This is a genomic window from Pseudomonas sp. LBUM1647 (genome assembly GCF_059716175.1).
Window position 1 is genome coordinate 6,125,670 of record NZ_CP166809.1, and the last position, 25,329, is coordinate 6,150,998.

General features: G+C 60.7%; 20 protein-coding genes. 13 read left to right on the top strand and 7 right to left on the bottom strand.

From position 1 onward, the window contains the following. Positions 1-69: 69 nt before the first annotated feature. Positions 70-417: a hypothetical protein gene (locus tag ACA059_RS28325; RefSeq protein ID WP_497631794.1), complete on the bottom strand. Its 348-nt coding sequence runs from the start codon at positions 415-417 to the stop codon at positions 70-72. A gap of 135 nt (positions 418-552) precedes the next feature. Here ACA059_RS28325 and ACA059_RS28330 point away from each other — a divergent pair, with 135 nt between their 5' ends. From ACA059_RS28330 to ACA059_RS28350, 5 genes are all read left to right on the top strand, one after another. Beyond that, a complete protein-coding gene (locus ACA059_RS28330) occupies positions 553-1,119 on the top strand; it encodes a DUF2796 domain-containing protein (RefSeq protein WP_497631795.1) in 567 nt (188 codons plus the stop codon). Between the two features lie 139 nt (positions 1,120-1,258). Continuing rightward, the gene (locus tag ACA059_RS28335) at positions 1,259-1,969 is read left to right on the top strand and encodes an ABC transporter ATP-binding protein (protein WP_497631796.1); all 711 of its coding nucleotides are present in this window, start codon (positions 1,259-1,261) and stop codon (positions 1,967-1,969) included. Between the two features lies 1 nt (position 1,970). After that, a complete protein-coding gene (locus ACA059_RS28340; RefSeq protein WP_347806350.1) occupies positions 1,971-3,236 on the top strand; it encodes an ABC transporter permease in 1,266 nt (421 codons plus the stop codon). Between the two features lie 11 nt (positions 3,237-3,247). Continuing rightward, positions 3,248-3,766, top strand: a complete 519-nt coding sequence (locus ACA059_RS28345; RefSeq protein ID WP_497631797.1) for a DUF3299 domain-containing protein — start codon at positions 3,248-3,250, stop codon at positions 3,764-3,766. A 211-nt stretch (positions 3,767-3,977) separates the two neighbouring features. Beyond that, complete coding sequence (locus tag ACA059_RS28350; protein ID WP_497631798.1) at positions 3,978-4,676, top strand: OmpW/AlkL family protein; 699 nt, start codon at positions 3,978-3,980, stop codon at positions 4,674-4,676. 57 nt (positions 4,677-4,733) lie between these two features. Here ACA059_RS28350 and pgnE read toward each other — a convergent pair whose 3' ends face one another. Beyond that, entirely contained in the window at positions 4,734-5,663 is a 930-nt protein-coding gene (pgnE, locus tag ACA059_RS28355) for a UDP-N-acetylglucosamine epimerase PgnE (protein WP_497631799.1), read from the bottom strand. After that, a complete protein-coding gene (locus tag ACA059_RS28360) occupies positions 5,656-6,540 on the bottom strand; it encodes a sugar nucleotide-binding protein (RefSeq protein WP_046053235.1) in 885 nt (294 codons plus the stop codon). The genes pgnE and ACA059_RS28360 overlap by 8 nt, the downstream gene beginning before the upstream one ends. A 309-nt stretch (positions 6,541-6,849) precedes the next feature. Between ACA059_RS28360 and ACA059_RS28365 the strand changes: the two genes are divergently transcribed. Further along, positions 6,850-11,169, top strand: a complete 4,320-nt coding sequence (locus tag ACA059_RS28365; protein ID WP_497631800.1) for a DNA glycosylase AlkZ-like family protein — start codon at positions 6,850-6,852, stop codon at positions 11,167-11,169. Positions 11,170-11,228: 59 nt separating this feature from the next. Here ACA059_RS28365 and ACA059_RS28370 read toward each other — a convergent pair whose 3' ends face one another. Beyond that, positions 11,229-13,358 (bottom strand): mechanosensitive ion channel family protein, encoded by a 2,130-nt coding sequence (locus ACA059_RS28370; RefSeq protein ID WP_497631801.1) that lies wholly within the window; start codon positions 13,356-13,358, stop codon positions 11,229-11,231. Positions 13,359-13,725: 367 nt separating this feature from the next. On the opposite strand from ACA059_RS28370, the gene ACA059_RS28375 reads away from it, so the two are divergent. The 5 genes from ACA059_RS28375 (at position 13,726) to ACA059_RS28395 (ending at position 19,113) form a co-directional block, all read left to right on the top strand. Next, a complete protein-coding gene (locus ACA059_RS28375; RefSeq protein WP_497631802.1) occupies positions 13,726-14,937 on the top strand; it encodes an MFS transporter in 1,212 nt (403 codons plus the stop codon). 189 nt (positions 14,938-15,126) lie between these two features. Further along, the gene (locus ACA059_RS28380) at positions 15,127-16,053 is read left to right on the top strand and encodes a DUF72 domain-containing protein (RefSeq protein ID WP_497631803.1); all 927 of its coding nucleotides are present in this window, start codon (positions 15,127-15,129) and stop codon (positions 16,051-16,053) included. After that, the gene (locus tag ACA059_RS28385) at positions 16,050-16,847 is read left to right on the top strand and encodes an endonuclease/exonuclease/phosphatase family protein (RefSeq protein ID WP_497631804.1); all 798 of its coding nucleotides are present in this window, start codon (positions 16,050-16,052) and stop codon (positions 16,845-16,847) included. Before ACA059_RS28380 ends, ACA059_RS28385 begins: the two co-directional genes overlap by 4 nt. Beyond that, positions 16,844-18,127 (top strand): cardiolipin synthase ClsB, encoded by a 1,284-nt coding sequence (gene clsB / locus ACA059_RS28390; protein WP_497631805.1) that lies wholly within the window; start codon positions 16,844-16,846, stop codon positions 18,125-18,127. Before ACA059_RS28385 ends, clsB begins: the two co-directional genes overlap by 4 nt. Beyond that, positions 18,127-19,113: a lysylphosphatidylglycerol synthase domain-containing protein gene (locus ACA059_RS28395; protein WP_497631806.1), complete on the top strand. Its 987-nt coding sequence runs from the start codon at positions 18,127-18,129 to the stop codon at positions 19,111-19,113. The genes clsB and ACA059_RS28395 overlap by 1 nt, the downstream gene beginning before the upstream one ends. Positions 19,114-19,227: 114 nt before the next feature. On the opposite strand, the gene ACA059_RS28400 is transcribed toward ACA059_RS28395, so the two are convergent. The 3 genes from ACA059_RS28400 to ACA059_RS28410 all read right to left on the bottom strand — a co-directional run bounded on the left by ACA059_RS28400 (position 19,228) and on the right by ACA059_RS28410 (position 22,249). Then, positions 19,228-19,986: an alpha/beta hydrolase family protein gene (locus ACA059_RS28400; RefSeq protein ID WP_497631807.1), complete on the bottom strand. Its 759-nt coding sequence runs from the start codon at positions 19,984-19,986 to the stop codon at positions 19,228-19,230. Then, entirely contained in the window at positions 19,976-21,085 is a 1,110-nt protein-coding gene (locus ACA059_RS28405) for a DUF3182 family protein (RefSeq protein ID WP_497631808.1), read from the bottom strand. The genes ACA059_RS28400 and ACA059_RS28405 overlap by 11 nt, the downstream gene beginning before the upstream one ends. A 177-nt stretch (positions 21,086-21,262) precedes the next feature. Continuing rightward, entirely contained in the window at positions 21,263-22,249 is a 987-nt protein-coding gene (locus tag ACA059_RS28410) for a GlxA family transcriptional regulator (protein WP_497631809.1), read from the bottom strand. A gap of 101 nt (positions 22,250-22,350) precedes the next feature. On the opposite strand from ACA059_RS28410, the gene ACA059_RS28415 reads away from it, so the two are divergent. Both ACA059_RS28415 and ACA059_RS28420 read left to right on the top strand, forming a co-directional pair. Then, the gene (locus tag ACA059_RS28415; RefSeq protein WP_497631810.1) at positions 22,351-22,905 is read left to right on the top strand and encodes a cysteine hydrolase family protein; all 555 of its coding nucleotides are present in this window, start codon (positions 22,351-22,353) and stop codon (positions 22,903-22,905) included. Positions 22,906-23,059: 154 nt separating this feature from the next. Continuing rightward, positions 23,060-25,264: an OsmC domain/YcaO domain-containing protein gene (locus ACA059_RS28420; RefSeq protein WP_497631811.1), complete on the top strand. Its 2,205-nt coding sequence runs from the start codon at positions 23,060-23,062 to the stop codon at positions 25,262-25,264. Positions 25,265-25,329: the final 65 nt, after the last annotated feature.

A 25,329-nucleotide genomic window follows, 5' to 3' on the forward strand; every position in this document is an offset into this window, starting at 1 on the left:
GATCTTTTGATCTTGCTTTTGGGTCGCTGAATGGCCGGAAGATCAAAAGATCGCAGCCTGCGGCAGCTCCTACGCTGGCTCTTGCCAGCTGTAGAGCGGCGTATCCCCGCCGCTCGTCACCTTCACATCAGAGCAGTGGCGCAAACGCACCAGCAACCGCTTGCCCGACGCCGCGCTGCCGGTCAGTCCTTCCAACTGATCCAGCAAATCCGGTCCGCTCAATTGCCCGGCCTTGCGCAGCAAATCCTTGGCGATCTGCCACAGCGCATCATCCTGATTGATCGGTTTTGCCGGTGCAGCACTGGCCTCCGGTTTCACCACCTGTAACTGCGCACCGAGCCGCGCCCAGTCGCCGTCATCCATCTCCAACGTCAAATCCACCGGCCAGTCGCCGATGCTTCCGCGTATACGCAACATAAGTCTGCTCCTGCACATTTCTGACTTGCATGCTCCCATGGGACTTGTGCAACGCCAAGCAGGCGGTCAAACTCTCGGCACTTACGTTATAAGATTACATAACAAACTCTTCATTTTACTTTTCGGAGACCCGCCATGCGCCGTCTGCTTCTCGCTCTGCCGTTTGCCCTGTTGCCGCTGGCCGTCGCCCACGCTGGCGATGAACATGATCATGAGCACGGCAGCCTCGGCACCCACGAGCATGGTGTCGGTCGCCTGAACGCAGCATTGGATGGTCAAACCCTGGAGCTGGAACTGGAAAGCCCGGCGATGAACCTGGTGGGTTTCGAACACGCCGCTGCCACCGACGCCGACAAGGCCAAAGTCGCCGCCGTTCGTGCGCTGCTTGAGAAACCGCTGGTGCTGTTCAAGCTGCCGAAAGCCGCTGGTTGCGTGGTCGCGACTCAGGAACTGGAAAGTCCGTTGTTCGGCGACAAGCCCGATGCCGACGAAGAGGCCAAGGGCGAACATCACCACGACCACAGCGAAATCCACGCCCATTACCAATTCAGCTGCTCGGCACCGGGTGCGCTGAAAGACCTGGACCTGGCGAACATCTTCAACACCTTCCCGGCGACCCAGAAGATTCAGGTACAACTGATCAGCCCGAGCGGGCAGCAAGGGGTTGAAGTGACGGCCAAGGCTGCCGCCCTGAAATTCTAAATTCACCCCGATCCCCTGTAGGAGCTGTCGAGTGCAACGAGGCTGCGATCTTTTGATCTTGATCTTTAAAGTCAAAAGATCGCAGCCTCGTTGCACTCGACAGCTCCTACAGGTCATCAGCACTCATGAAACCGGTTAAATGACCCAAGCACTCATCGAACTGTCCGACCTGGGCTTCAGCTGGCCCGGTCATCCGTTGCTGCTGGACATCCCGGCGTTTCGCCTTATGCCTGGCGAAACCCTGTTCCTCAAAGGCCCCAGCGGCAGCGGCAAGACCACCCTGCTCGGCCTGCTCGGCGGTGTGCAGAAGCCTGATCGCGGCAGCATCCGATTGCTGGGCCAGGAGCTGACCGAACTCTCGGCCGGTGCCCGCGACCGCTTCCGGGTCGATCACACCGGCTACATCTTCCAGCAGTTCAACTTGCTGCCGTTTCTCTCGGTGCGCGAGAACGTTGAGTTGCCCTGCCACTTCTCCAAACTGCGCGCTGAACGGGCGACCCAGCGTCAAGGCAGCGTCGATCAGGCGGCGGCCACCCTCCTCGCCCACCTGGGTCTGAAGGATGAAAGCATCCTCAGTCGCCGCGCCGATTCGCTGTCCATCGGCCAACAGCAACGGGTGGCCGCTGCGCGCGCGTTGATCGGTCAGCCTGAGTTGGTGATCGCCGACGAACCGACCTCGGCCCTGGATTACGACGCCCGCGAGAACTTCATTCGCTTGCTGTTCGCCGAATGCCGCGAAGCCGGGTCGAGCCTGCTGTTCGTCAGCCATGACCAGAGCCTGGCACCGCTGTTCGATCGCCATCTGTCGCTGGCCGATCTCAATCGCGCCGCCACCCCGTCCGAGGTCTGAGATGTATTTGTTTCGTCTAGCCATGGCCAGCCTGGCTAACCGCCGCTTCACCGCGATCCTCACCGCGTTCGCCATTGCCCTGTCGGTCTGCCTGCTGCTCGCGGTGGAACGGGTGCGCACCGAAGCCAAGGCCAGTTTCGCCAGCACCATCAGCGGTACCGACCTGATCGTCGGCGCCCGTTCCGGCTCGGTAAACCTGTTGCTGTACTCGGTGTTCCGCATCGGCAACGCCACCAACAACATCCGCTGGGACAGCTTCGAGCACTTCGCCAACAACCCGAAAGTGAAGTGGGCAATCCCTATGTCCCTGGGCGATTCCCATCGCGGTTACCGGGTGATGGGCACCACCGAGGCGTACTTCGAGCATTACCAGTACGGTCATCAGCAACACCTGGAACTGGCCGACGGCCGCGCCTTCGCCACCGACCCGTTCGAAGTGGTACTCGGTGCCGAAGTGGCGGATGCGCTGCATTACAAACTCGGTGACAAACTGGTGCTGGCCCACGGCGTGGCAGTGATCAGCCTGGTCAAGCACGACGACAAACCGTTCACCGTGGTCGGCATTCTCAAACGCACCGGCACCCCGGTGGACCGCACGTTGCACATCAGCCTTGGCGGCATGGAAGCGATTCACATCGACTGGCACAACGGCGTGCCGGCGCGCGGCAACGGTCGGATCAGTGCCGATCAGGCACGCAACATGGACCTGACACCGCAAGCGATCACCGCGTTCATGCTCGGCCTCAACAGCAAGATTTCGACCTTCGCGCTGCAGCGTGAGATCAACGAATTCCGGGGTGAACCGATGCTGGCGATCCTGCCGGGCGTGGCGCTGCAAGAGCTGTGGAGTTTGATGAGCACGGCGGAAAAAGCCTTGTTCGTGGTCTCACTGTTCGTGGTGCTGACCGGGCTGATCGGCATGCTCACGGCAATCCTCACCAGCCTCAACGAACGCCGTCGGGAGATGGCGATTCTGCGTTCGGTGGGTGCCCGACCGTGGCACATCGCGACCTTGCTGGTGCTGGAGGCGTTTGCCTTGGCACTGTCGGGCGTGATTGCCGGGGTATGTCTTTTGTATGTGGGCATCGCCTTGGCTCAAGGTTATGTGCAAGCCAATTACGGCTTGTACCTGCCGCTGGCCTGGCCGAGCGAATATGAATGGACGCTGCTCGGTGGCATCCTGATCGCCGCGTTGCTGATGGGCAGCGTGCCGGCCTGGCGCGCGTATCGCCAATCCCTGGCCGATGGCCTGTCGATCCGTTTATGAGGACGTTGAACATGCCCCGCGCTGTGCTTGCGCTGTTGATGCTGGTCGCCTTGCCCCTGTGGGCGGCCGAGCCGAAAGACCTGACCTGGTCGGAAATGATCCCACCGGACGCCGCACCGGAAGTGCCGAACATGACGCCGCTGCACGACCTTTCGCAGATGGGCAACGCGTTGGCCGCCGAATCGGCGCCCGCGGCCAAGCAAGACATGCCCAATGCACCGGTGGTGGAAAGCCTCGACGGTCAGAACATTCGGTTGCCGGGCTACATCGTGCCGCTGGAAGTGAGTGAAGAAGGTCGCACCACGGAGTTTCTGCTGGTGCCTTATTTCGGCGCCTGCATCCACGTGCCGCCACCGCCGTCGAATCAGATCGTGCACGTCAAAAGCGAGGTGGGTGTGAAGCTCGACGAGTTGTATCAGCCGTACTGGATCGAGGGTGCGTTGCAGGTCAAGGCATCCAGCAGTGAATTGGCCGATGCGGGGTATCAGATGGAGGCGGACAAGATTTATGTGTATGAATTGCCGGAGTGAATCCGGTCATTTTTCTTACCGTTGATATCGCCAAGATCGCAGCCTTCGGCAGCTTCTACAGGATCGGGTTTGCACGCGGTCAATGTAGGAGCTGCCGAAGGCTGCGATCTTTTGGGGCCATCACTGTTTCATTGAGCTGAGTCAAAAGACCGTATCAGACGGCTCCGTACCATTGGACATCGAATATTTTTAACGTCCTTTGGAGCCCTCCATGCACAAGTCCTTGCTCAGCGCTTCGCTGTTTGCCCTCGTGCTCGCAGCACCGTTAGCCTATGCCCACGACGCCGGCGATATCATCGTTCGTGCCGGTGCAATCACCGTCAACCCGAAAGCCGATAGCTCCAGCGTCAAGGTTGATCAAGGTCCGCTGAAGGGTGCCGATCTGGGTGGCAAGGCCACCATGAGCAGCGACACACAATTGGGTTTGAACTTCGCTTACATGCTCAACAGCCACTGGGGGATCGAGCTGCTGGCGGCCTCGCCGTTCGAGCATGACGTGAAGATCAAAGGCACCGCCCTGGGCGCAGCCAACGGCAAACTCGGTACGCTGAAACACCTGCCACCGACGCTGAGCATTGTGTACTACCCACTGGACTCGAAGTCCGCGTTCCAGCCGTATGTCGGCGCGGGTATCAACTACACCTGGATCTACGACGAGCACGTCGGCAGCGAAGCCAGCGCCAACGGCTTCAGCAATTTCAAGGCGGATAACTCCTGGGGCATGGCGTTCCAGGTCGGCGCCGACTACATGCTGACCGACAACATCATGATCAACGCCCAGGTGCGCTACATCGACATCGACACCACCGCGACGGTGCAAAATAACGCAGTGGCGCAGGGCACTCGCGCCAAGGTCGATGTGGACGTAGACCCGTTCATCTACATGGTTGGCCTGGGTTACAAGTTCTAAACCCAGCACACAAAAAAAGGCGCCTCGAAAGGCGCCTTTTTCATGCCCGCGGAAACCTCAGCGCCCCAACAACCGCGCCAGGCCGACACGCATCGGTGTCTGCTCCGGGTAGGTAAAGCGCTCCAGCAAACGCTGATTGTTCGCTCGCGAGTGGCGGATGTCACCGGAGCGCGCCGGGCCATAGCTCACCGGCGGCAATTGACCGACCACCGCTTCAAGGGCTTCAAGCATTTGCTTGAGGGTCGTGGCCTGGTTCCAGCCGACGTTGACCGCGCCGACTTCGACCTGCGGTTTCTCGATGGCTTGCACCAGCAAGTCGACCAGGTCTTCGACGTAGACGAAATCGCGAGTCTGCTCACCATCGCCGAACACCGTGATCGGCAGGCCCTTCTGCGCGCGCTCGCTGAAAATGCTGATCACCCCGGAGTACGGCGAGGACGGATCCTGGCGCGGGCCGAAGATGTTGAAGAAGCGGAAAATCACCGGCTCCAGACCATGCTGGCGACGGTAAAAATCGAAGTAATGCTCGCTCGCCAATTTGTCCGAAGCGTAGGGCGTCAACGGCGCCTTGGGCGTGTCTTCGTCGATCGACTCGCCTTCGCCATTGTTGCCGTAGACCGCTGCGCTGGACGCGTACAGCACGCGCTTGACGCCGGTCTGGCGCATGGCTTCGCAGACATTCAGCGAGCCAATGAAATTGCTCTGGTGGGTCTTCACGGGATCATCCACCGACGCCTGCACCGACGCCACTGCGGCCAGGTGCGCCACTGCGCTGCATCCGACCATCGCCCGCGCGACCAGCGCGGCATCGGCGACATCGCCCACGATCAGTTCGACGCCGGGGTTGTCCAGCGGCAAGTTGCTGCGTTTGCCGGTGGAGAGGTCATCGAGAATGCGCACCGAATGGCCCTTGGCGAGTAAGGCATCGGTGAGGTGCGAGCCGATGAAACCGGCGCCGCCGGTGATTAAAACAGGGCCGTCAGCCATGGCGATAAAACCTATCCAGTAAGCCCGGGAGTGCCGCACGCCAGGCGCGGGGCTTGATCCCGAAAGTGTGCAGAATTTTCTTGCAGGCCAGCACCGCGTGTTGCGGCTCTTCGGCGGCGTCGGGCCGGGCGGCGTGAGCCTGGGCGGTCGGCGCTTCGATGGCCAGCGGATGCAGCGCGCGTGCTTCGGTGAGGATCGCCTGCCCAAGCGCCAGCGGCGTGGTCGCCTCATGCCCGGCGTAATGGTAGGTGCCCCACAGCGGCGCCGAGCAATCGAGTTGCTTGAGGACCGAGATGATCACCCGGGCAGCGTCATCCACCGGCGTCGGATTGCCCCGGCGGTCATCGGCCATCAGCAATTCTTCAGGCAGTTCGGCGCGGCCGAGGAAACGCCCGAGGGTGCCGTCGGGGCTGTCATCCAGCAGCCAGCCGAATCGTAGCAACACGTGTTGCGGGCAGGTGGCGCGGACGCTTTGCTCGATCCGCCACAATGCCTGACCGCGCAGGCCCAAGGGCACCGGTTCGTCTTTTTCGCTGTAGGCCGTCGCCCGGGAGCCATCGAACACGCGATAGCTCGACGGTTGCAGCAGCACGATGTTGTGATGCTGGCACAGTTCGGCGAGGCGCTCGATCGCCCGCTCCTGCCCGGCCAGACGCTGTTCACTGACCGTCTCTGCCTGAAACCAGTCGAAATAATAGGCGAGGTTGATCAACGCGTCCGGACGGGTGTCGTCGAGCAGTTGCGTCAGGGTCGCGGCGTCCCAGCCGTCTTGCGGTGGGCGGGGGGCGAGGAAGCCGATGTCTTCCTCCGCACCGAGGCGAATCAGCGCCTGCCCAAGGGCATTTCCGCCGCCCAGTAACATAAGGCGCATTCGCATAGAGTCAGCAGGCCCAGTCTGATTGAAACAATGGCTTTATCGACACCGCTCGCGGGCGATGCCGTCGATAGTTGCCGGAATCGTTGCATTTTGCGGGTTTAGTGCGCAACCGTCATCCGTAAAGTGTAGATCTCAGGGATTTGTGGTGCTGCTACTGGCCTCTTCGCGAGCAGGCTCGCTCCCACATTAGATCCAGGGCGCACACAAATCCCCTGTGGGAGCGAGCCTGCTCGCGAAGGGGCCATAAGGATCGACGCAGATCCCGAGCGGTACTTGCAACTTCCCCGACTCGCCCGCATAAATCAGGACATGAATCTGCCAATCCCGACGGACAGCGCCCTGGCAGGCTTCCACCCCGCCGTCAGCGCCTGGTTCAGCAGCACCTTCCCGACGGTCACCGCCGCCCAGGCCCGGGCGTGGCCGTTGATCCGCCAGCACCGTTCGACCCTGGTCGCCGCACCCACAGGCTCCGGCAAGACCCTCACCGCGTTCCTCGCGGTTATCGACGATCTGGTCCACCGCGCAATGGCCAACGGCGGCCATCTGCCGGATGAAACCCTGGTGGTCTACGTTTCGCCGCTAAAGGCCCTGTCCAACGACATCCAGATCAACCTGCAAGACCCGCTGGCCGGCATCACCGAGCAGTTACGCGCGATGGGCCTGCCGCAATTGCAGATCAACACCGCCGTGCGCACCGGCGATACACCGCAAAAAGACCGCTCGGCGATGCGCAAGACCGCGCCGCATATCCTGGTCACCACCCCGGAATCCCTTTACGTGCTGCTCGGCTCCGACTCCGGTCGGCAAATGCTCAGTACCACCCGCACGGTGATCGTCGACGAAATTCACGCGATCGCCGCCAGCAAGCGCGGCAGTCACCTGGCCCTGAGCCTCGAGCGACTGCAAGCGCTGTGTCCGCAACCGCTGATGCGGATTGGCCTGTCTGCCACGCAAAAACCCATCGAAGCCGTCTCGCAGTTTCTGGTTGGCCGTGATCGCGAGTGCGAAATCATCGACATCGGCCACGCCCGCCCACGGGATCTGGACATCGAAGTGCCGCCCGTGCCGTTGTCGGCGGTGATGGCCAACGACATCTGGGAACTGGTCTACGACCGCCTCGCCGCCCTCGCCCGCGAACACCGCACCACGCTGATTTTCGTCAACACCCGACGCCTCGCCGAACGCCTGAGCCGGCACTTGAGCGAACGCCTCGGCAAGGATGCAGTGGCCGCCCACCACGGCAGCCTGGCCAAGGAGTTTCGTCTCGACGCCGAACAGCGCCTCAAGCGCGGCGAGCTGCAAGTATTGATTGCCACGGCGTCCCTGGAACTGGGGATCGATATCGGCGATGTCGACCTGGTCTGCCAGATTGCCTCGCCGCGTTCGATCGCCGGTTTTCTGCAACGGGTCGGCCGCTCCGGGCACCAGGTCGGCGGCACGCCCAAGGGCCGTTTGTTCGCCACCACCCGCGACGACCTGATCGAATGCGCCGCCCTGCTCGACTGCGTGCGGCGTGGCGAACTCGACACCTTGCTGATCCCCAAGGCACCGCTGGACGTGCTGGCCCAGCAGATCATCGCTGAGGTCAGTTGCCAGGAATGGCAGGAGCAGGCGCTGCTGGAGATGTTCCGCAACGCCTCGCCCTACAGCGAGCTCGACGAAAAACATTATCAAGCGCTGCTGCAGATGCTCGCCGAAGGCTACAACAGTCGCCTGGGCATCCGCAGCGCTTACCTGCACCGCGACGCCGTGACCCGCACCCTGCGCGGTCGCCGGGGCGCCAAGCTGACGGCCGTGACCAGCGGCGGGACGATCCCGGACAACGCCGACTACAGCGTTTTACTCGAACCCCAAGGGCTGAACATCGGCAGCGTCAACGAAGACTTTGCGGTGGAAAGCATCGCCGGGGATGTCTTCCAATTGGGCAACACCTCCTACCGGATTCTGCGGGTCGAAACCGGCAAGGTCCGGGTCGAAGACGCTCAGGGCCAACCGCCGACCATTCCCTTCTGGCTCGGCGAAGCGCCGGGGCGCAGCGCTGAACTGTCATTCGCCGTGGCCCGCCTGCAAGCGCAACTCGATGAGCTGCTCGGCGCCACCCCCGGTCACTTGCAGCCTGCGATCGACTGGCTGACCGACACCCTCGGTCTGAACCTGGCCAGCGCCGAACAATTGGTCGATTACCTGGCCCGTGCTCGCCTGACATTGGGCGCCCTGCCGTCACAAGACACGCTGCTGATGGAGCGGTTTTTCGACGAGTCCGGCGGCACGCAATTGATCATTCACACGCCGTTCGGTAGCCGCATCAACCGTGCCTGGGGCTTGGCCCTGCGCAAGCGCTTCTGCCGCACCTTCAACTTCGAATTGCAGGCCGCCGCCAGCGAAGACGCCATCGTTCTGTCGCTGTCCACCAGCCACAGTTTTGAACTCGAAGATGTCTGGCGCTATTTGCACAGCAACAGCGCCGAGCACACCCTGATTCAAGCCGTGCTCGATGCGCCGCTGTTCGGTGTGCGCTGGCGCTGGAATGCCGGGGTCGCTCTGGCGCTGCCGCGCTACAGTGGCGGACGCAAAGTCCCGCCGCAGATCCAGCGGATGAAAAGCGAAGACCTGATCGCCAGCGTGTTTCCCGACCAGATGGCCTGCGTGGAAAACCTCGCCGGTGAACGGGAAATCCCTGACCATCCACTGGTGGAACAAACCCTCGACGACTGCCTGCACGAGGCCATGGACAGCGAAGGCTGGCTGGCGTTGTTGCGGCGCATGGAGCGCGGCGACATCCGTCTGATCAGCCGCGATTTACCAGCGCCCTCGCCGCTGGCAGCGGAAATTCTCAGTGCCCGGCCCTACACCTTTCTCGACGATGCGCCGCTGGAAGAGCGCCGCACTCAAGCGGTACTCAACCGCCGCTGGAGCGATCCGCAGTCCACCGACGACCTCGGTGCGCTGGATGCAGACGCGATTCAAGCTGTGCGCGAGGAAGCCTGGCCAACGCCGACTGGTGTCGATGAAATGCATGAAGCGTTAATGAGCCTCGCGTGCATCTCCGACGCCGAGGCCCTGGCTAATCCAGACTGGCTCGAATGGCTGACCGCTCTGGCCGACAGCGGTCGCGCCAGCCGCTTGCAAGTCAATGCCGGGCAAGCGCTGTGGTTGGCACTGGAGCGGCTGACTTGCCTGAACGCGATTTATCCACAAGCTATTTTGCAGCCACCGTTGGAGGCGTTGCCCGGGTTCGATGACGTCTGGGCGCCGGACGAAGCGGTGCTGGAAGTGATTCGTGCGCGGCTCAGCGCGTTCGGTCCGTTGCCGCTGAGCTCGATTGCCGAACCGCTCGGACTACCGGCAACTCAAGTCACCCAGGCGTTGGCGCAACTGGAACGCGAAGGCTATGTGCTGCGCGGTCAATTCACGCCCGGCACGGCGGAGGAAGAATGGTGCGAGCGGCACCTGCTGGCGCGAATTCACCGCTACACCGTCAAGCGTCTGCGCCGGGAAATCGAGCCCGTGGCGTTGCAGGATTTCATGCGCTTCCTGTTCGACTGGCAGCACCTGTCCGCCGCAACCCAGGGTCAGGGCAGCGCAGTGTTGCCCGCGATTGTCGGTCAGTTTGAAGGCTACCCCGCCGCTGCTTCAGCCTGGGACAGCGATATTTTGCCGGCGCGGATCAAAGGCTATTCAGCGAGTTGGCTGGATGACCTTTGTCGCAGCGGCAAACTGGTGTGGACACGGCTGACCGCGCGCAACAAGAGCGCCAGCACGGCGCTGCGCAGCACACCGATTCTGCTATTGCCACGCAGTCAGGTCGGGTTGTGGAGCGGGTTGACCGAGCAGACGCCGGCCAGCGAACTGTCGCCCAAGACACAAAAAGTTTATGAAGCGCTTAGCCAACACGGCGCGCTGTTTTTCGATGAGCTGACTCACGAAGCCCACCTGCTGCGCTCGGAACTGGAAATCGCCTTGCAGGAACTCGTAGGCGCCGGGCTGGTGAACGCCGACAGCTTCGCCGGTCTGCGAGCACTGATTACGCCGGCCAGCAAACGCCAGAATCGCAGCAGCCGACGCGGGCGCGGAGCGTTTGTCGGCGGGATGGACGATGCCGGGCGCTGGGCCTTGCTGCGACGCGGCGCGCCTGCGCCGGTTGTAGATAACAAACGTCCGGCACCGACGCCGAGCGACACCCTTGAACATATCGCCATGACCTTGCTCCGGCGCTACGGCGTGGTGTTCTGGCGCTTGCTGGAACGTGAAGCGGATTGGTTGCCGAGCTGGCGGGAATTGCTGCGCACGTTCCATCGGCTGGAAGCTCGGGGCGAGATTCGCGGCGGGCGGTTTGTCAGTGGCTTGGCCGGTGAACAGTTTGCGTTGCCAGAGGCGATACCGTTGCTGCGCGAGGTGCGGCGTCGGCCGCATGACGGGAGTTTGATTGCCGTGTGCGGAGTTGATCCGCTGAACCTCGCCGGGACGCTTTTACCCGGCGCGAAGGTGCCGGCGTTAGCGAGTAATCGGCTGGTGTATCGCGATGGATTGCCCGCCGCTGCCGAGATTGCTGGCAAGCAGATTTTCTGGTTGGAGTTGGATCAGCAGGACAGTACTGAGGTCCGTAGCAAATTGATCCAACACCGATAACCAAACACCACAACCCTGTGGCGAGGGAGCAAGCTCCCTCGCCACAGGTATCCGCATGTTTACTGGGTTCTCGGCTGATCCGGCAGGAACACCGATGAATGCTCCGATGCAAGCCCATCGCTTTGCAGCGGCTCAACAGCCTGTCTGGGCATCAAGACCTGCTGTGGATAAGTCTGCGCGAAATGCACCCGCGGGCTGTTGTCCACAAGCTTTTTCAAACGCTGGTTGAACGCACGACTCACTGCGTATTGCCCACCCGACACGGTGCGGAACTGTGCCGTCAGCACCACGCCGTTAAGGTCCATCTTGTCGACACCAAACACATCCAGCGGCCCTTGCAGGTTGTACTTGAGGAACGCATCGTCGCGGATGGAATCCCCGGCCTCGCGGATCAACTCGATAGCCTTGTCGACATCGGTGTCGTAAGTGAATTGCACCGAAAAGAACGCATAGGCGAATTGCCGCGATTGATTGGTCACGGCCTTGATCTGACCGAACGGCACCGAGTGCACAAACCCCTTGCCGTCGCGCAGACGCAAGGTGCGGATGGTCAGGCCTTCGACAGTGCCGGCGTGGCCAGAGTCGAGCACCACCCAATCGCCAATCGACAACGTGTCTTCGATGATGATGAACAACCCGGTGATCACGTCCTGCACCAATTGTTGGGAACCGAAACCGATGGCCAGCCCCACAACACCGGCACCGGCCAAAAACGGTGCAACGTTGATCCCCAGGTTAGCCATGGTGGTGATGGCGCAGATCACCACCAGGATAATTTTGATCGCGTTGCGCAGCAGCGGCAGGATGGTTTTGGTTCGGGTACTGGGTTGGCGCGCCGAACGTTTGTTGACGGGTGGTTTCAGGGCTTCCTGAATCGCCGTGTCCAACACCACCCAGCCCATCCAGGTCACCAGGAAAATCAAACCGATACGACTCAGCGAATCGCTGATCGCCCGGCCGACCGAATTGCTCACCGCAAACTCAAACAGCGACACGCCCCAGATGCGCCCCAGGACATCGATGAACACAATCGCCAGGGCGATCCGCAGCAACGCATGGGAAAGGCTGAGAAATCGCTCTTTGTAGGCACTGCTGCGGCGCGCGGACAACTCACTGCGCGACTTGAACAGGTGATGAAGCGACGTGCTGAGAAACACCGTCGCAATCAATAACACCGTGGTAAACAGCGCACAGCGCAGTACTTTCTGGTTGTCATCGCCAATGCCGATCAGGTTGATCACCGACACCAGCACCATCAACAGAATCGGCCAGTACCAGAGCCCGGAAAAGATTCGCAGCATTTCACGCAAGGCCGGCTGGCTGAGGCGCTGGGCCAACGGCAAAATGCGGATCAGATGGGCGACCGGACGGCGCATCTTGATCACCAAAAAGCCAAAGATAATCGAGGCCGCCACCCCAGTGAACACCGCGACACTGCTGGTGAGATTGCCGCCGAGCAGGCGGGCGATCTGCGGACTGGTCAAGCCGTCGCTCAGGGCCACGAGGAAGCCCATCAAAAAGAGCGGGCGTGGGCTGTACTGACGAATAATCTGCACCGCTCGGCGCTTGTGGCCGGCGTTGAACAGCACTACCAGCGACAACAGCAACGACGCGGCGAAAATGCCGCTGCTGGTGGCATAGGCGAAACACAATGCCAGCGCCCGGCCGGCGGACACTTGCAAGAAGTGGCTGACATACAGCGTCAGCGGCAGGCTGATCAGCGCCGGAACCGTGTAGGGCAACACATAACCCAGTAAGGCCTGACCGCGCTCGCGAGTGAGCAGCAGGCGGTTCTGGCACAGACGTTTGGTGAGTAGCCCTCCCAGCAGCCAGAGCAGTGCAAAGACGCCCATCCACACACCGGACAACAGCAGGAAATCCCCCGCCACGCTCCAGCTCGAACGGGCCGAAGGACGATTGACCAGTTGATCCACCTCAACCGCCGCCCGGTCTGCACGCAGACGCCAGGCGTCCAGCAGGTCCTCGTTGAGATCGAGTTTTCCCTGGACTTGATCAATGCTCGAACTGATGGCACCCAGCAAACCACCCTGTACCAGCGGTTCGGGGTGGGCCAGTGGTGTCGCGGCGGTGGCCGGCGCCGGCACACCCGGTAGTGTGGCAGCCTCCAGCTCGTTGCTGCCCAGAATCAGCAATGCCCCCAGTAGTATCGCGGTCTTGAACTTGAACAAACACGGCGCTCCTGCAAAAGGGTCTGTAAGGAACTGATCGGGGAATTGTAGGCAAGTTCGGTTATTGGGTGAAATCAAGGGCCACCCCTCACCCCAGCCCTCCCGAAACGTCGGACCGCCCCAGAGGGGAGAGGGAGCCTACCGAGGTGTTCCTGGAGCTACGTCGACCTGAAATATCGAGTCGAACTCAGGTTTTGAAAACAACACAAATCTGCTCCCTTTCCCCCTTGGGGGAGAGGGCTGGGGTGAGGGGGTAGCTTTTGATCTTTGCGCACAACGCAAATTTCAAATGCCCATCCCTGTATTTTTCCGCATACCCCAAACCCGGACACTGCGCTCCATCAATCAATCCACCGGAGTTGCAGCCATGCCCATTGCCTTGCTCGCGCTGACCCTCAGCGCCTTCGCCATCGGGACGACCGAGTTCGTCATCGTTGGCCTGTTACCCACCATCGGCGCCGACCTCGGCGTCAGCCTGCCGTCCGCCGGCCTGCTGGTCAGCCTTTACGCATTGGGCGTTGCCATTGGCGCACCGGTGCTGACCGCCCTCACCGGCAAAGTCCCGCGCAAAATGCTGCTGTTGTCGCTGATGGTGCTGTTCACCCTCGGCAACCTGCTGGCCTGGAAAGCGCCGAGCTACGAATCGCTGATCATCGCGCGGATCGTCACTGGCCTGGCCCATGGGGTGTTTTTCTCGATTGGCTCGACCATCGCCACCAGCCTCGTGCCGAAGGAAAAAGCCGCCAGCGCGATCGCCATCATGTTCACCGGTCTGACCGTGGCACTGGTTACCGGCGTGCCGCTGGGGACCTTTATCGGTCAGCATTTCGGCTGGCGTGAAACCTTTCTCGCGGTGTCTGCACTGGGTGTGATCGCGTTCATCGGCAGTCTGCTTTACGTGCCGAAAAACATTGCCCACAGCAAACCGGCTTCACTGTTGCAGCAATTGCAGGTGCTCAAGCAACCCCGTCTGCTGCTGGTGTACGCCATGACCGCGGTCGGTTACGGCGGCTCGTTCATCGCGTTCACCTTCCTGGCACCGATTCTTCAGGACATTTCCGGCTTCAGCGCCAGCACCGTCAGCCTGGTGTTGCTGGTCTATGGCATCTCGGTGGCCGTCGGTAACATCTGGGGCGGCAAACTGGCGGACAAACGCGGCCCGATCAGCGCCCTGAAAATCATCTTTGCCCTGCTCGCCGCAGTGTTGTTCGTACTGACCTTTACCGCCGGCAACCCATGGCTGGCCCTGGCCACCGTGCTGGTCTGGGGTGCGGTTGCGTTCGGCAACGTGCCGGGCCTGCAGGTTTACGTGGTGCGTCAGGCCGAACATCACACGCCGCATGCGGTGGATGTGGCATCCGGTCTGAACATTGCCGCGTTCAACCTCGGCATCGCCGGTGGCGCATGGGGTGGTGGCTTGATCGTTGCTCACATGGGCTTGATCCACACCGCTTGGATTGGCGGTCTGGTGGTGTTGGTCGCGTTGGCACTGACCGCGTGGAGCGGTCGTCTTGATCGACTGGGTCCGGTGTATGCCGAACCTGCTGAAGGCTCGACCCGCATCGTCGCCGGGCATTGATAGATCAAAAGAGATAGATCAAAAGATCGCAGCCTTCGGCAGCTCCTACGGGTGTTCGCGTGCCCCTGTAGGAGCTGCCGCAGGCTGCGATATTTGCTTTAACCGTCCGTAGTCCCGTCGAAACTTTCTCGCCCGCCCCGCAGTCATCAAAAGACAGGGCAGTCCGAGAACCATTAGACGGGAGGCGACATGGCGGCGATCCACATCGGTATTTCAGGCTGGCGCTACACGCCCTGGCGGGGGGATTTCTACCCGAAGGGGCTGACCCACAAGCGCGAATTGCAATTCGCCTCACGGGCGGTCAACAGCATCGAAATCAATGGATCGTTTTACGCCCTGCAACGGCCCGAACGTTATGCCCAGTGGTACGCCGAAACCCCGAGGGGCTTCGTTTTCAGCGTCAAAGCCCCGCGTTTCATCACCCACATCAGGCGACTGCGGGACGTCCATAAACCCTTGGCGAATTTCTTTGCGTCCGGGGTGCTGGAACTCAAAGAAAAACTCGGCCCGATCCTCTGGCAATTCCCGCCCAACTTCAAATTCGATGCCGAGTTGTTCGAGACCTTTCTGGAGCAGTTGCCGCACAACACCGAAGAGGCCGCCGCCCTCGCCCGCCAGCATGATGCGCACGTGAACGGTCACGCCAGCATGAAGGCCTACGGAAAAAAGCCTTTGCGCCATGCCGTAGAAATCAGAAACGAGAGCTTCGTCGACCCCGCCTTCATCCGCCTGCTCAAACGCTATAACGCGGCCCTCGTCATCGCCGACACCGCCGGTAAATGGCCGTACCGGGAAGACCTCACCAGCGACTTCGTTTACCTGCGCCTGCACGGTGCCGAAGAACTTTATGCCAGCGGTTACACCCCCGAGGCGCTGAAACGCTGGGGCGACCGGATCGAGGCTTGGCACCACGGCCAGCAACCGCCCGACCCACAGCTGATCGCACCCCGGCAAAAGCCCAAGGCGCGCAAGTCCCGTGAGGTGTTTTGCTACTTCGACAACGACATCAAAGTCCGCGCGCCCTTCGATGCCCGCCGCTTGCTGGAGCGCTTTCATCTGGATAAAGACCTCGCCACCCGTCCCGGTGAACTGGCCGCCGAAGGAGTGCTGTCATGAGCATTTCCGAACCGGTCGGCACCACCGACGAACAGCAACCCATCATCACCTCCGTGCGCCGCTTTACCGTGCTGACGGTCAACACGCACAAGGGGTTCACCGCACTCAACCGGCGCTTCATCCTGCCGGAATTGCGCGAAGCGGTGCGCAGCGTGTCCGCCGACGTGGTGTTTTTGCAGGAAGTCCACGGCACCCACGAGCATCACCCCCAGCGCTACAGCAATTGGCCGGCGATGCCGCAATACGAATTCCTCGCCGACACCCTGTGGCCGCAGTTTGCCTATGGGCGCAATGCGGTCTATCCGGCGGGCGATCATGGCAATGCACTGCTGTCGAAATTCCAGATCATTCGCCACGACAACCTCGACGTCTCCATCAGCGGTCACGAGAACCGCGGCATCTTGCATTGCGTGCTGCGCCTGCCCGGTGACGGCCAGGAAGTGCATGCCATTTGTGTGCATCTGGGCCTTCGCGAAACCCACCGGACTGAACAGCTCAAGTTGCTGGCCCAGCGTCTCGAAGAACTGCCCAGCGATGCCCCGGTGATCGTTGCCGGAGACTTCAACGACTGGCGCCAGCGTGCCGACGCGCTGCTCAAACCCTGTGGTTTACGGGAAGTTTTCGCCGAGTTCCACGGCAAACCGGCGCGCAGTTTTCCAGCGCGCTTGCCGGCGTTGCGCCTTGACCGCATCTACGTGCGCAACCTCAAGGCCAGTCAGCCGCAAGTGCTGGCCGCACGGCCCTGGTCACACCTTTCCGACCATGCACCGCTATCGGTGGAGATCGAGCTATGAGCAGCTCATCGATGGATAAAACCCAAGTGGAGCACTTATCCACCACCCCGCCGGCCCGTGAGCCGGGAGTGGTCGACGTCCAATATGGCTGGCAAGGCAACAACCGCGTAGAGCTGCTGGAAAACGGCGAAGCGTATTTTCCTCGGGTGTTCGAAGCCATGCGTCAGGCGACGACTGAAATCCTGCTGGAAACCTTCATTGTGTTTGAGGACAAGGTCGGTGATGAGCTGCAGGAAGTACTGATCGCCGCCGCTCAACGCGGCGTGCGGATCACCGCCAGTCTCGATGGCTTTGGCTGCGGCGAACTGAGCACGGGATACCTCACCGCCCTGAGTGAGGCCGGCGTGCGCATCCAGATTTTCGACCCTGCGCCCAAACATCTGGGCATACGCACCAACTGGTTCCGCCGCCTGCACCGCAAGATCGTGGTGGTCGATGGCACGATTGCGTTCATCGGCGGCATCAACTTTTCGGCCGACCATCTGGCTGACTTCGGCCCTGAGGCCAAGCAGGATTATTCCGTTGAAGTGCAAGGCCCGGCGGTGGCCGACATTCATCACTTCGCCCTGCTCCAAAGCGGTCGCCCGGCTCGCGCCAAATACTGGTGGCAACGCCGCAGGCAACGGCGCTCGGAACTGGCGTTCAGCGATCACGACGGCCAGGTTCGCCTGGTGTACCGCGACAACGGCGAGCATCCGACTGACATCGAAGAGGTTTACCGACAGGTGCTGCGCAGTGCCCAGCGCCGGGTGGTGATCGCCAATGCCTATTTTTTTCCGGGCTATCGCCTGCTGCGCGAGATCCGCAACGCGGCGCGCCGTGGCGTCGATGTACGACTGATCCTGCAAGGTCAGCCCGATATGCTGGCGGCCAAACTCGCCGCGCGCATGACCTATGACTACCTGCTCAAATCCGGCGTGCAGATTTACGAATATTGCGACCGTCCGCTGCACGGCAAAGTCGCGCTGGTGGATGAGGATTGGAGCACGGTCGGTTCGAGCAACCTCGACCCGTTGAGCCTGTCCTTGAACCTGGAAGCCAATGTGTTGATCCGCGATCGCGCCTTCAACCGCAACCTGTTCGAGCGCCTCGAAGACCTGAGTAACAACCATTGCAAGGCGATGTCCACCGACAAAGCCCCGCGCGGACGGATCTGGCACATGACCGTCGGCTTTCTGGTGTTCCACTTTCTGCGGCACTTCCCGGCCTGGGCCGGTTGGCTGCCGGCGCATAAACCGCGCCTGAAACCTTTTTCCCATTCCGCCGGGAGTGACACCTGATGAGCCACTCTGATACACAACCGGCGACCCACGCCGACAACCCGACCAAATCCCGCTGGAGCCGCTGGAAACGGCCGCTGACAATGCTGTTTTTCCTGGCGTTGATCGTACTGTTCACGATGCTTGCCCAGCGCATTGAATGGGATGAAGTGTTCGACAACCTCGCAGATTTCAAGGTGCGCACGCTGATCATCGCGTCCGGTCTGACCTTGGTGAGTTTTCTGGTCTACGCCTGCTTCGACCTGATCGGCCGTACCTACATTCGCCAGGACCTGACGTGGAAGCAGATCTTGCCGGTGGGGATTATCAGCTATGCCTTCAACCTCAACCTGAGTGCCTGGGTCGGCGGTATTGCCATGCGTTATCGGCTGTATTCGCGACTCGGGGTGAGCAAGGGCAACATCGCGAAAATTCTCGGGTTGAGCCTCGCGACCAACTGGTTCGGGTACATGGTGATTGCCGGTGCAGTGTTCAGCAGCGGACTGGTGCGAATGCCGCCAGGCTGGAAGTTGAGCACCGGTGCCTTGCAAGGTGTGGGCGTGTTGTTGCTACTGGTGAGCGCGGGGTACCTGGCAGCGTGTCAGTTTTCCAAGCGGCGGGAGTGGGCGATACGCGGGGTGGAAATCGACCTGCCGTCCCTGCGCATGGCGGTGCTGCAACTGGCCCTCGGGGCGCTGAACTGGTCGCTGATGGCGGCGGTGATTTTCACCTTGCTGCCGAGCAAGCTGGATTACCCGCTGGTGCTTGGGGTGTTGTTGATCAGCGCGATTGCCGGGGTCATTACGCACATCCCGGCAGGGCTCGGCGTGCTTGAAGCGGTGTTCGTGGCGCTGCTGCAACATGAAGCGTCCCGAGGCAGCCTGGTGGCCGGATTGCTGGCCTATCGGGCGATCTATTTCATCCTGCCGCTACTGATTACCCTGGTGATGTACCTGATCGTGGAAGCCAAAGCCAAGTCGTTGCGGATCGAGAAGAAACCCAAGTGATCTGGTGTTTGTGAAGACATCATCGCGAGCAAGCTCGCTCCCACATAGTCCTGCGAACACAGGTCGAGTGTGGGAGCGAGCTTGCTCGCGATTGATCTAAAGAACACCGCAAATTCAGCTGGATTGAATAATGCTCAACCGCTCGCCCACCACCATCTCGGTGATCCAGCCCACCAGGATCGAGGTGTACGCCTGTTGCGAAACAGGTTCGCTCAAGGCGTGATCGGCGCCGTCGATAATCCGGTGGGTCAGCGAATGCGTCTGTTGACAGGCCGCGCGGTAACTCATGATGGTTGCGTGGGGCACATGGTCGTCGGTCTCGGACTCCACCAGCAGCACATCCCCGGTGAATTGCGAACAGGCATGCAGCGCACGATTGCTGTCGGCGCGCACTAACGTGCTGCGGTAATCACGTAAATCGAGCTTGTCCAGGTCACGTTTGGGCGTGTGCCATTGATCATCGCGATACAGCGCTGGCACCCGCAGCGCCAGCCAGCGCACCGGACGCAATGACGTCAGGATCGAAGCCAGGTAACCGCCATAACTGGTGCCGACCACGGCAATCGCCGATGTATCGAGCGCCGGGTGCGCGAGCAGGCGGTCATACGCCGCCAGCAGGTCGCGCAGGTTGTCTTCGCGCGTGACTCGATTCAGCGCAATTCCGGCCCCGCCGGTATGTCCGCGCAAGTCGAACGTCAGGCACACGCAACCCAGACCGGCGATGCCTTTCGCCCGCTCCAGGTCCCGCTCCTGACTGCCACCCCAACCGTGCACAAAGAGCACGCCGGGCACTTTCGATTTGGGACTGAGAAAGGTCCCAATCATCTGTTCTTCGTCGATGTCGATTTGAATGGTTTCGCTTCTAGCCGTCATAGGATTTAACCGTTACGTACTTGAGAAGAAAGTCACTGTTTTGCGCCGGCCCGCGATACACCTCGATGGCGTCCGCCGGCAGCGGCTGGTCGATGTAAGTCTCGACCGAAGACACGCGAATCGCACGCATCCCGGGGTCGTTGACGAAGCTTTGCAAGGCGGCAACTTCGGCGCTGCTGGCACCGCCCATCCGCCAGGACTGCTCGAGCACACCGCTGCGCTGCTTGCCATTACTGTCGACACCTTGGGCGATGTCGTAGTTGCGCCGCGAGGCGTAGAAACCGGGATAAGCCTCATCCGCAGCACGGTCAAACACTTGCGCCTGCCGGATCGCCAGCTGAATATCGTCCGGCAGTTCCAGCGCGAGCAGATCGTCGTAGTGACCCCGCACAACCAGCAGGTTGGACCCACCATAAACCTGCTCGCCCTGACCGTCTTCGGTCAAGTATTGATCACCGCAATAACTCAGCACCTGGTCGCCGATAAAGCTCTGACCGACGCTGTGGGTGATCACTTGGTCCAGGTCCTGCTCCAGCACCACGCCTTCAGTGAATAGCGCTTTGGCATCGGGTCTCGCGAGGATGGCATCGAACTGGTCGAGGCTTTTGATCACTTCCTGACCGCGTCCGGCGCAGGCATGAATAGGCTTGATGCGGATCGGGCCGGTGTAGAGCAGATGTTCCGCCGCTGGGCGCGCATCCTCCACGGAAAACACGCTGAGGCCGTCGAGCACCACGCTGCGCACCCGTTCGGAAAACAACGGTGACCAGCCTTCCGGAGCGTGAGCATTTTTGTTGCGTAACCCGTGGCTTATGGCTTTGGTGCAGATGAAATCATGCTCGACATAACCGCCCCACAAATCCTCCGGTCCCTTGACGCCCAATTGCCGGGCGGCAGCGACGCCAACAAGCGTCTGGGTCGGCAACAGATAAAGGTCTCGACCGGTGTGCAGTGCCGGGTCGTAACTGCCGCCGTACTTAAGCCCCAGGATCTGCGCCAGCCAACGGGCCAGCGCACGATTGGTTTCCACTTCGTGCAACGGTGCCTCGGGGCGCACGGAGTGGGCGACCACCACTTTCTTGCGGCTTGCTGGGGTCATGCGTCCCCCTTCAATCTGCGCTTGATGAATGTAGTAGAAGGGGTGCAGAGATCAGGCCAAGGGGGGCTGAAAGGAAACGGTTTTCAAATCAGCCAGTTGCGAAAAACGTGATGGCACCCTGCCTGTTTGATTCTGCACGACAAGGGTTTCAACTCTGGCATTTTGCACGACTGACGCTCATCCCTGACTCGCTCCCACCCCAAACCGTGTCCGGTAATCACTTGGCGCCAACCCGGTAATCTTCTTGAACGTCGCCCGGAAGGCACTCGGATCCTGATAACCCACCGTCCAGGCAATGTGATCGATGGTGCCGTTGGTGAACTCGAGCATCTCCCGGGCCTTGCCGACCCGCAGGTGCTGGCAGTACTCGGTGGGTTTGAGTCCGGTTGCCGCGCGAAATCGACGCAGGAACGTGCGCTCTTCCAGCCCTGCCCGCTCGGCCATCGTCGCCAGCGACACATCGGTCGCTCCGGTGCTCTGCAGCCAATGCTGGACTTTGAGAATCGAAGCATCTCCATGGCTAAGAATGGGCGAAAAATTGCTGCCGCATTCACTCGCGCTGTCGCTATGTTCCACCACCAGAAACCGCGCGGTACTGGTGGCGATGCTTGGCCCCAGCAGGCGGTTGACCAGACGCAAACCCAGTTCGGACCAGGCCATCAGCCCGGCGGTCGTAATCAGGTCGCCGTCGTCAACGATGGGGGTGTCGGCCTTGAGCTTGATCGCCGGGTAACGCTCGGCGAAGGCTTTGGCCGAGGTCCAGTGGGTGGTGGCGCTGCGACCGTCGAGCAGGCCACTTTCTGCCAACAGAATCGACCCCACACAAACCCCGCCGAGTGTCGCGCCATTCGCATGTTGCTGACGCAACCAGCGAATCAGCCCCTGCGGTGCCTGACCTTCGGAAAAACCGGCGATCGACGGCGGGATCAACACCGCTACCAACGCGCTGTCCGGAGCGGGATGGCTGTCGTAGACCCGCTCGGGCGTCTGTTCGCCATCAACCTGCCAATGGCTGACCCGCAGCAACGGTAACTGCGCCGCCTGATGCTCGGCGGCAATCCGGTTCGCCACCCCGAACAAGTCCGTCAACCCATGCACCGCCGCCATCTGCGCGCCGGGATAGATCAGCACACCCAGCTCGGCGATTGGCCTTTCTGCGTCCATTGTCAGTTTTCCCCCTTCTATTGTCGGTGCAGCCAATCCTCGGACGGCCTGCCGGACCCGATACTTCATTCCACACCAACAAGCACTTCGAGGAAACAGTCATGGCCAAGCAAGCACTCATCGTAGTCGATATCCAAAACGACTACTTCCCCCAAGGCAAGTGGCCGCTGGTCGGCGCCGATGCCGCGGCGGACAATGCCGTTCGTCTGCTCAAAGCCTTCCGCGATGCGGGTGATTCGGTGGTGCACATCCGCCACGAGTTCACTTCCGACGCCGCGCCATTTTTCACCCCGGGTTCCGAAGGCGCGAAGCTGCACCCTAAGGTCCTCAACCGCGCCGACGAACCGGTCGTGCTCAAACACTTCGTCAACTCGTTCCGCGAAACCGAACTACAGTCAATCCTCGACGAGCAAGGCATCAAGGAACTGGTCGTCGTCGGCAGCATGAGCCACATGTGTGTCGACGGCATCACCCGCGCCGCCGCCGATCTTGGCTACACCGTCACGGTGATTCATGACGCCTGTGCTACCCGTGATCTGGAGTTCAACGGCGTCACCGTTCCGGCAGCCCACGTGCACGCAGCCTTTATGTCGGCCCTGGGCTTCGCCTATGCAAGCGTAGTGTCCACTGACGAGCTCCTGGCGGCGCATCACTGATCAACGCTTCTGCGTCAGGTGCTGCAATCCGACGTTCCCGAAACAAAGAAGGCCAGTCGCGTGCGCACGTGACTGGCCTTTTTTCTGAGACTTACGGCCGAAAAGCCGGATAATGGCGACCAAATCGTCTAGCCCGTTATTCTGGTAATCCCCCATGGAAATCAAGGTCAACTTTCTCGACAACCTTCGACTTGAAGCCAAGTTCGATGACTTCACGGTGGTGGCCGATCAACCTATCCGATACAAGGGCGATGGCTCGGCACCGGGTCCGTTCGACTACTTCCTGGCTTCGTCGGCGTTGTGTGCAGCGTATTTTGTGAAGTTATACTGCAGCACGCGCAACATCCCCACGGAAAACATCCGCCTGTCGCAGAACAATATTGTTGACCCGGAAAACCGTTACAACCAGATTTTCAAGATCCAGGTCGAGTTGCCGGCGGACATCTCCGACAAGGACCGCCAGGGCATCCTGCGCTCCATCGACCGTTGCACTGTGAAAAAAGTGGTGCAAGCCGGGCCTGAGTTTGTGATCGAAGAGGTGGACAACCTCGACGCCGATGCCCAGGCGTTGCTGATGCCTGCTTCCAGTTCAGAGGCGAGCACTTACATTGCCGGCAAGGATCTGCCGCTGGAGCAAACCATCGCCAATATGTCGGCCATCCTGGCGGACCTGGGCATGAAGATTGAGATCGCCTCGTGGCGCAATATCGTGCCCAATGTGTGGTCGCTGCATATCCGCGATGCGCACTCGCCGATGTGCTTTACCAACGGCAAAGGGGCTACCAAGGAAGGCGCGCTGGCGTCGGCGTTGGGCGAGTTTATCGAGCGGCTCAACTGCAACTTCTTCTACAACGACCAGTTCTGGGGCGAAGACATCGCCAACGCTGCGTTTGTGCACTACCCGGACGAACGCTGGTTCAAGCCTGGCCGTAAAGATGAGCTGCCGGCCGAAATTCTCGACGAGTACTGCCTGAAGATTTACAACCGCGACGGCGAGCTGCGCGGCTCCCATCTGATCGATACCAACTCGGGCAATGAAGAACGCGGCATCTGCTCGCTGCCGTACGTGCGCCAGTCAGACGGCGAGGTGGTGTATTTCCCGTCGAACCTGATCGAAAACCTGTTCCTGAGCAACGGCATGAGTGCCGGTAACACGCTGGCCGAAGCCCAGGTGCAATGCCTGTCGGAGATCTTCGAGCGCGCGGTAAAACGCGAAATCATCGAAGGCGAATTTGCCCTGCCGGATGTGCCGGCCGATGTGCTGGCGAAGTACCCCGGGATACTGGCCGGTATTCAGGCACTGGAAGAGCAAGGGTTCCCGGTGTTGGTGAAAGATGCGTCTCTGGGCGGTGAATTCCCGGTGATGTGCGTCACGTTGATGAACCCGCGTACCGGCGGTGTGTTCGCCTCGTTCGGCGCGCACCCAAGCCTGGAAGTGGCGCTGGAACGCAGCCTGACCGAATTGCTGCAGGGCCGCAGTTTCGAAGGCCTCAACGATTTGCCCCAGCCGACGTTTGAAGGTCATGCGGTGACCGAGCCGAATAACTTCGTCGAGCACTTTATCGACTCCAGCGGCGTTGTGTCGTGGCGCTTCTTCAGTGCCAAATCGGATTACGAATTCGTGGAGTGGGACTTCTCCGGCCAGGGTGAAAACTCGAATACCGACGAAGCCGCGACCTTGTTCGGCATTCTCGAAGGCATGGGCAAAGAAGTGTATATGGCGGTGTATGAGCACATTGGTGCAACGGCGTGCCGCATCCTGGTGCCGGACTATTCGGAAATCTATCCGGTAGACGATCTGATCTGGGATAACACCAACAAAGCACTGTTCTTCCGCGCCGATATCCTGAATCTGCATCGCCTGGACGAAGACGAACTGCGAGCGTTGGTTGAGCGTCTGGTGGAAAGTGAGCTGGATGACTACACCGACATCACTTCCTTGATAGGCATCGAATTTGACGACAATACGGCCTGGGGTCAGCTGACGATCCTGGAGTTGAAACTGCTGATCTATCTCGCCTTGCAGCAATTTGAAGAGGCGAAAGAGGCGGTGGAGATGTTCCTGCAGTACAACGACAACACCGTTGAGCGTGGCTTGTTCTACCAAGCCGTCAACGCGGTGCTGGAGATGAAGCTGGACGAAGACCTGGAGCTGGAAGACTACGAGGCCAACTTCCGCCGGATGTTTGGCAACGAGCGGATGGATGCAGTGATCGGCTCGGTGGACGGCAGTGTGCGCTTCCATGGTTTGACGCCGACCAGCATCAAACTGGAGGGGCTCGACCGGCACCTGCGATTGATCGACAGCTACAAAAAACTGCACATGGCGCGGGCCAACGTGACGACGTTATCCAGTTAATAGCGCCAACAAAAAAGCGAAGCCAGATGGCTTCGCTTTTTTTGTTACTGACTGGATAGCTGCTT

What these genes read in the sequence shown, in the direction of transcription:
- ACA059_RS28410 (WP_497631809.1), bottom strand. Translation starts at nt 22,249, where the DNA reads ATGGACGCAGAAAGGCCAATCGCCGAGCTGGGTGTGCTGATCTATCCC.
- ACA059_RS28380 (WP_497631803.1), top strand. Translation starts at nt 15,127, where the DNA reads ATGGCGGCGATCCACATCGGTATTTCAGGCTGGCGCTACACGCCCTGG.
- ACA059_RS28420 (WP_497631811.1), top strand. Translation starts at nt 23,060, where the DNA reads ATGGAAATCAAGGTCAACTTTCTCGACAACCTTCGACTTGAAGCCAAG.
- ACA059_RS28345 (WP_497631797.1), top strand. Translation starts at nt 3,248, where the DNA reads ATGCCCCGCGCTGTGCTTGCGCTGTTGATGCTGGTCGCCTTGCCCCTG.
- ACA059_RS28360 (WP_046053235.1), bottom strand. Translation starts at nt 6,540, where the DNA reads ATGCGAATGCGCCTTATGTTACTGGGCGGCGGAAATGCCCTTGGGCAG.
- ACA059_RS28375 (WP_497631802.1), top strand. Translation starts at nt 13,726, where the DNA reads ATGCCCATTGCCTTGCTCGCGCTGACCCTCAGCGCCTTCGCCATCGGG.
- pgnE (WP_497631799.1), bottom strand. Translation starts at nt 5,663, where the DNA reads ATGGCTGACGGCCCTGTTTTAATCACCGGCGGCGCCGGTTTCATCGGC.
- ACA059_RS28340 (WP_347806350.1), top strand. Translation starts at nt 1,971, where the DNA reads ATGTATTTGTTTCGTCTAGCCATGGCCAGCCTGGCTAACCGCCGCTTC.
- ACA059_RS28365 (WP_497631800.1), top strand. Translation starts at nt 6,850, where the DNA reads ATGAATCTGCCAATCCCGACGGACAGCGCCCTGGCAGGCTTCCACCCC.
- ACA059_RS28350 (WP_497631798.1), top strand. Translation starts at nt 3,978, where the DNA reads ATGCACAAGTCCTTGCTCAGCGCTTCGCTGTTTGCCCTCGTGCTCGCA.
- ACA059_RS28400 (WP_497631807.1), bottom strand. Translation starts at nt 19,986, where the DNA reads ATGACGGCTAGAAGCGAAACCATTCAAATCGACATCGACGAAGAACAG.
- ACA059_RS28415 (WP_497631810.1), top strand. Translation starts at nt 22,351, where the DNA reads ATGGCCAAGCAAGCACTCATCGTAGTCGATATCCAAAACGACTACTTC.
- ACA059_RS28385 (WP_497631804.1), top strand. Translation starts at nt 16,050, where the DNA reads ATGAGCATTTCCGAACCGGTCGGCACCACCGACGAACAGCAACCCATC.
- ACA059_RS28395 (WP_497631806.1), top strand. Translation starts at nt 18,127, where the DNA reads ATGAGCCACTCTGATACACAACCGGCGACCCACGCCGACAACCCGACC.
- ACA059_RS28335 (WP_497631796.1), top strand. Translation starts at nt 1,259, where the DNA reads ATGACCCAAGCACTCATCGAACTGTCCGACCTGGGCTTCAGCTGGCCC.
- ACA059_RS28405 (WP_497631808.1), bottom strand. Translation starts at nt 21,085, where the DNA reads ATGACCCCAGCAAGCCGCAAGAAAGTGGTGGTCGCCCACTCCGTGCGC.
- ACA059_RS28330 (WP_497631795.1), top strand. Translation starts at nt 553, where the DNA reads ATGCGCCGTCTGCTTCTCGCTCTGCCGTTTGCCCTGTTGCCGCTGGCC.
- clsB (WP_497631805.1), top strand. Translation starts at nt 16,844, where the DNA reads ATGAGCAGCTCATCGATGGATAAAACCCAAGTGGAGCACTTATCCACC.
- ACA059_RS28325 (WP_497631794.1), bottom strand. Translation starts at nt 417, where the DNA reads ATGTTGCGTATACGCGGAAGCATCGGCGACTGGCCGGTGGATTTGACG.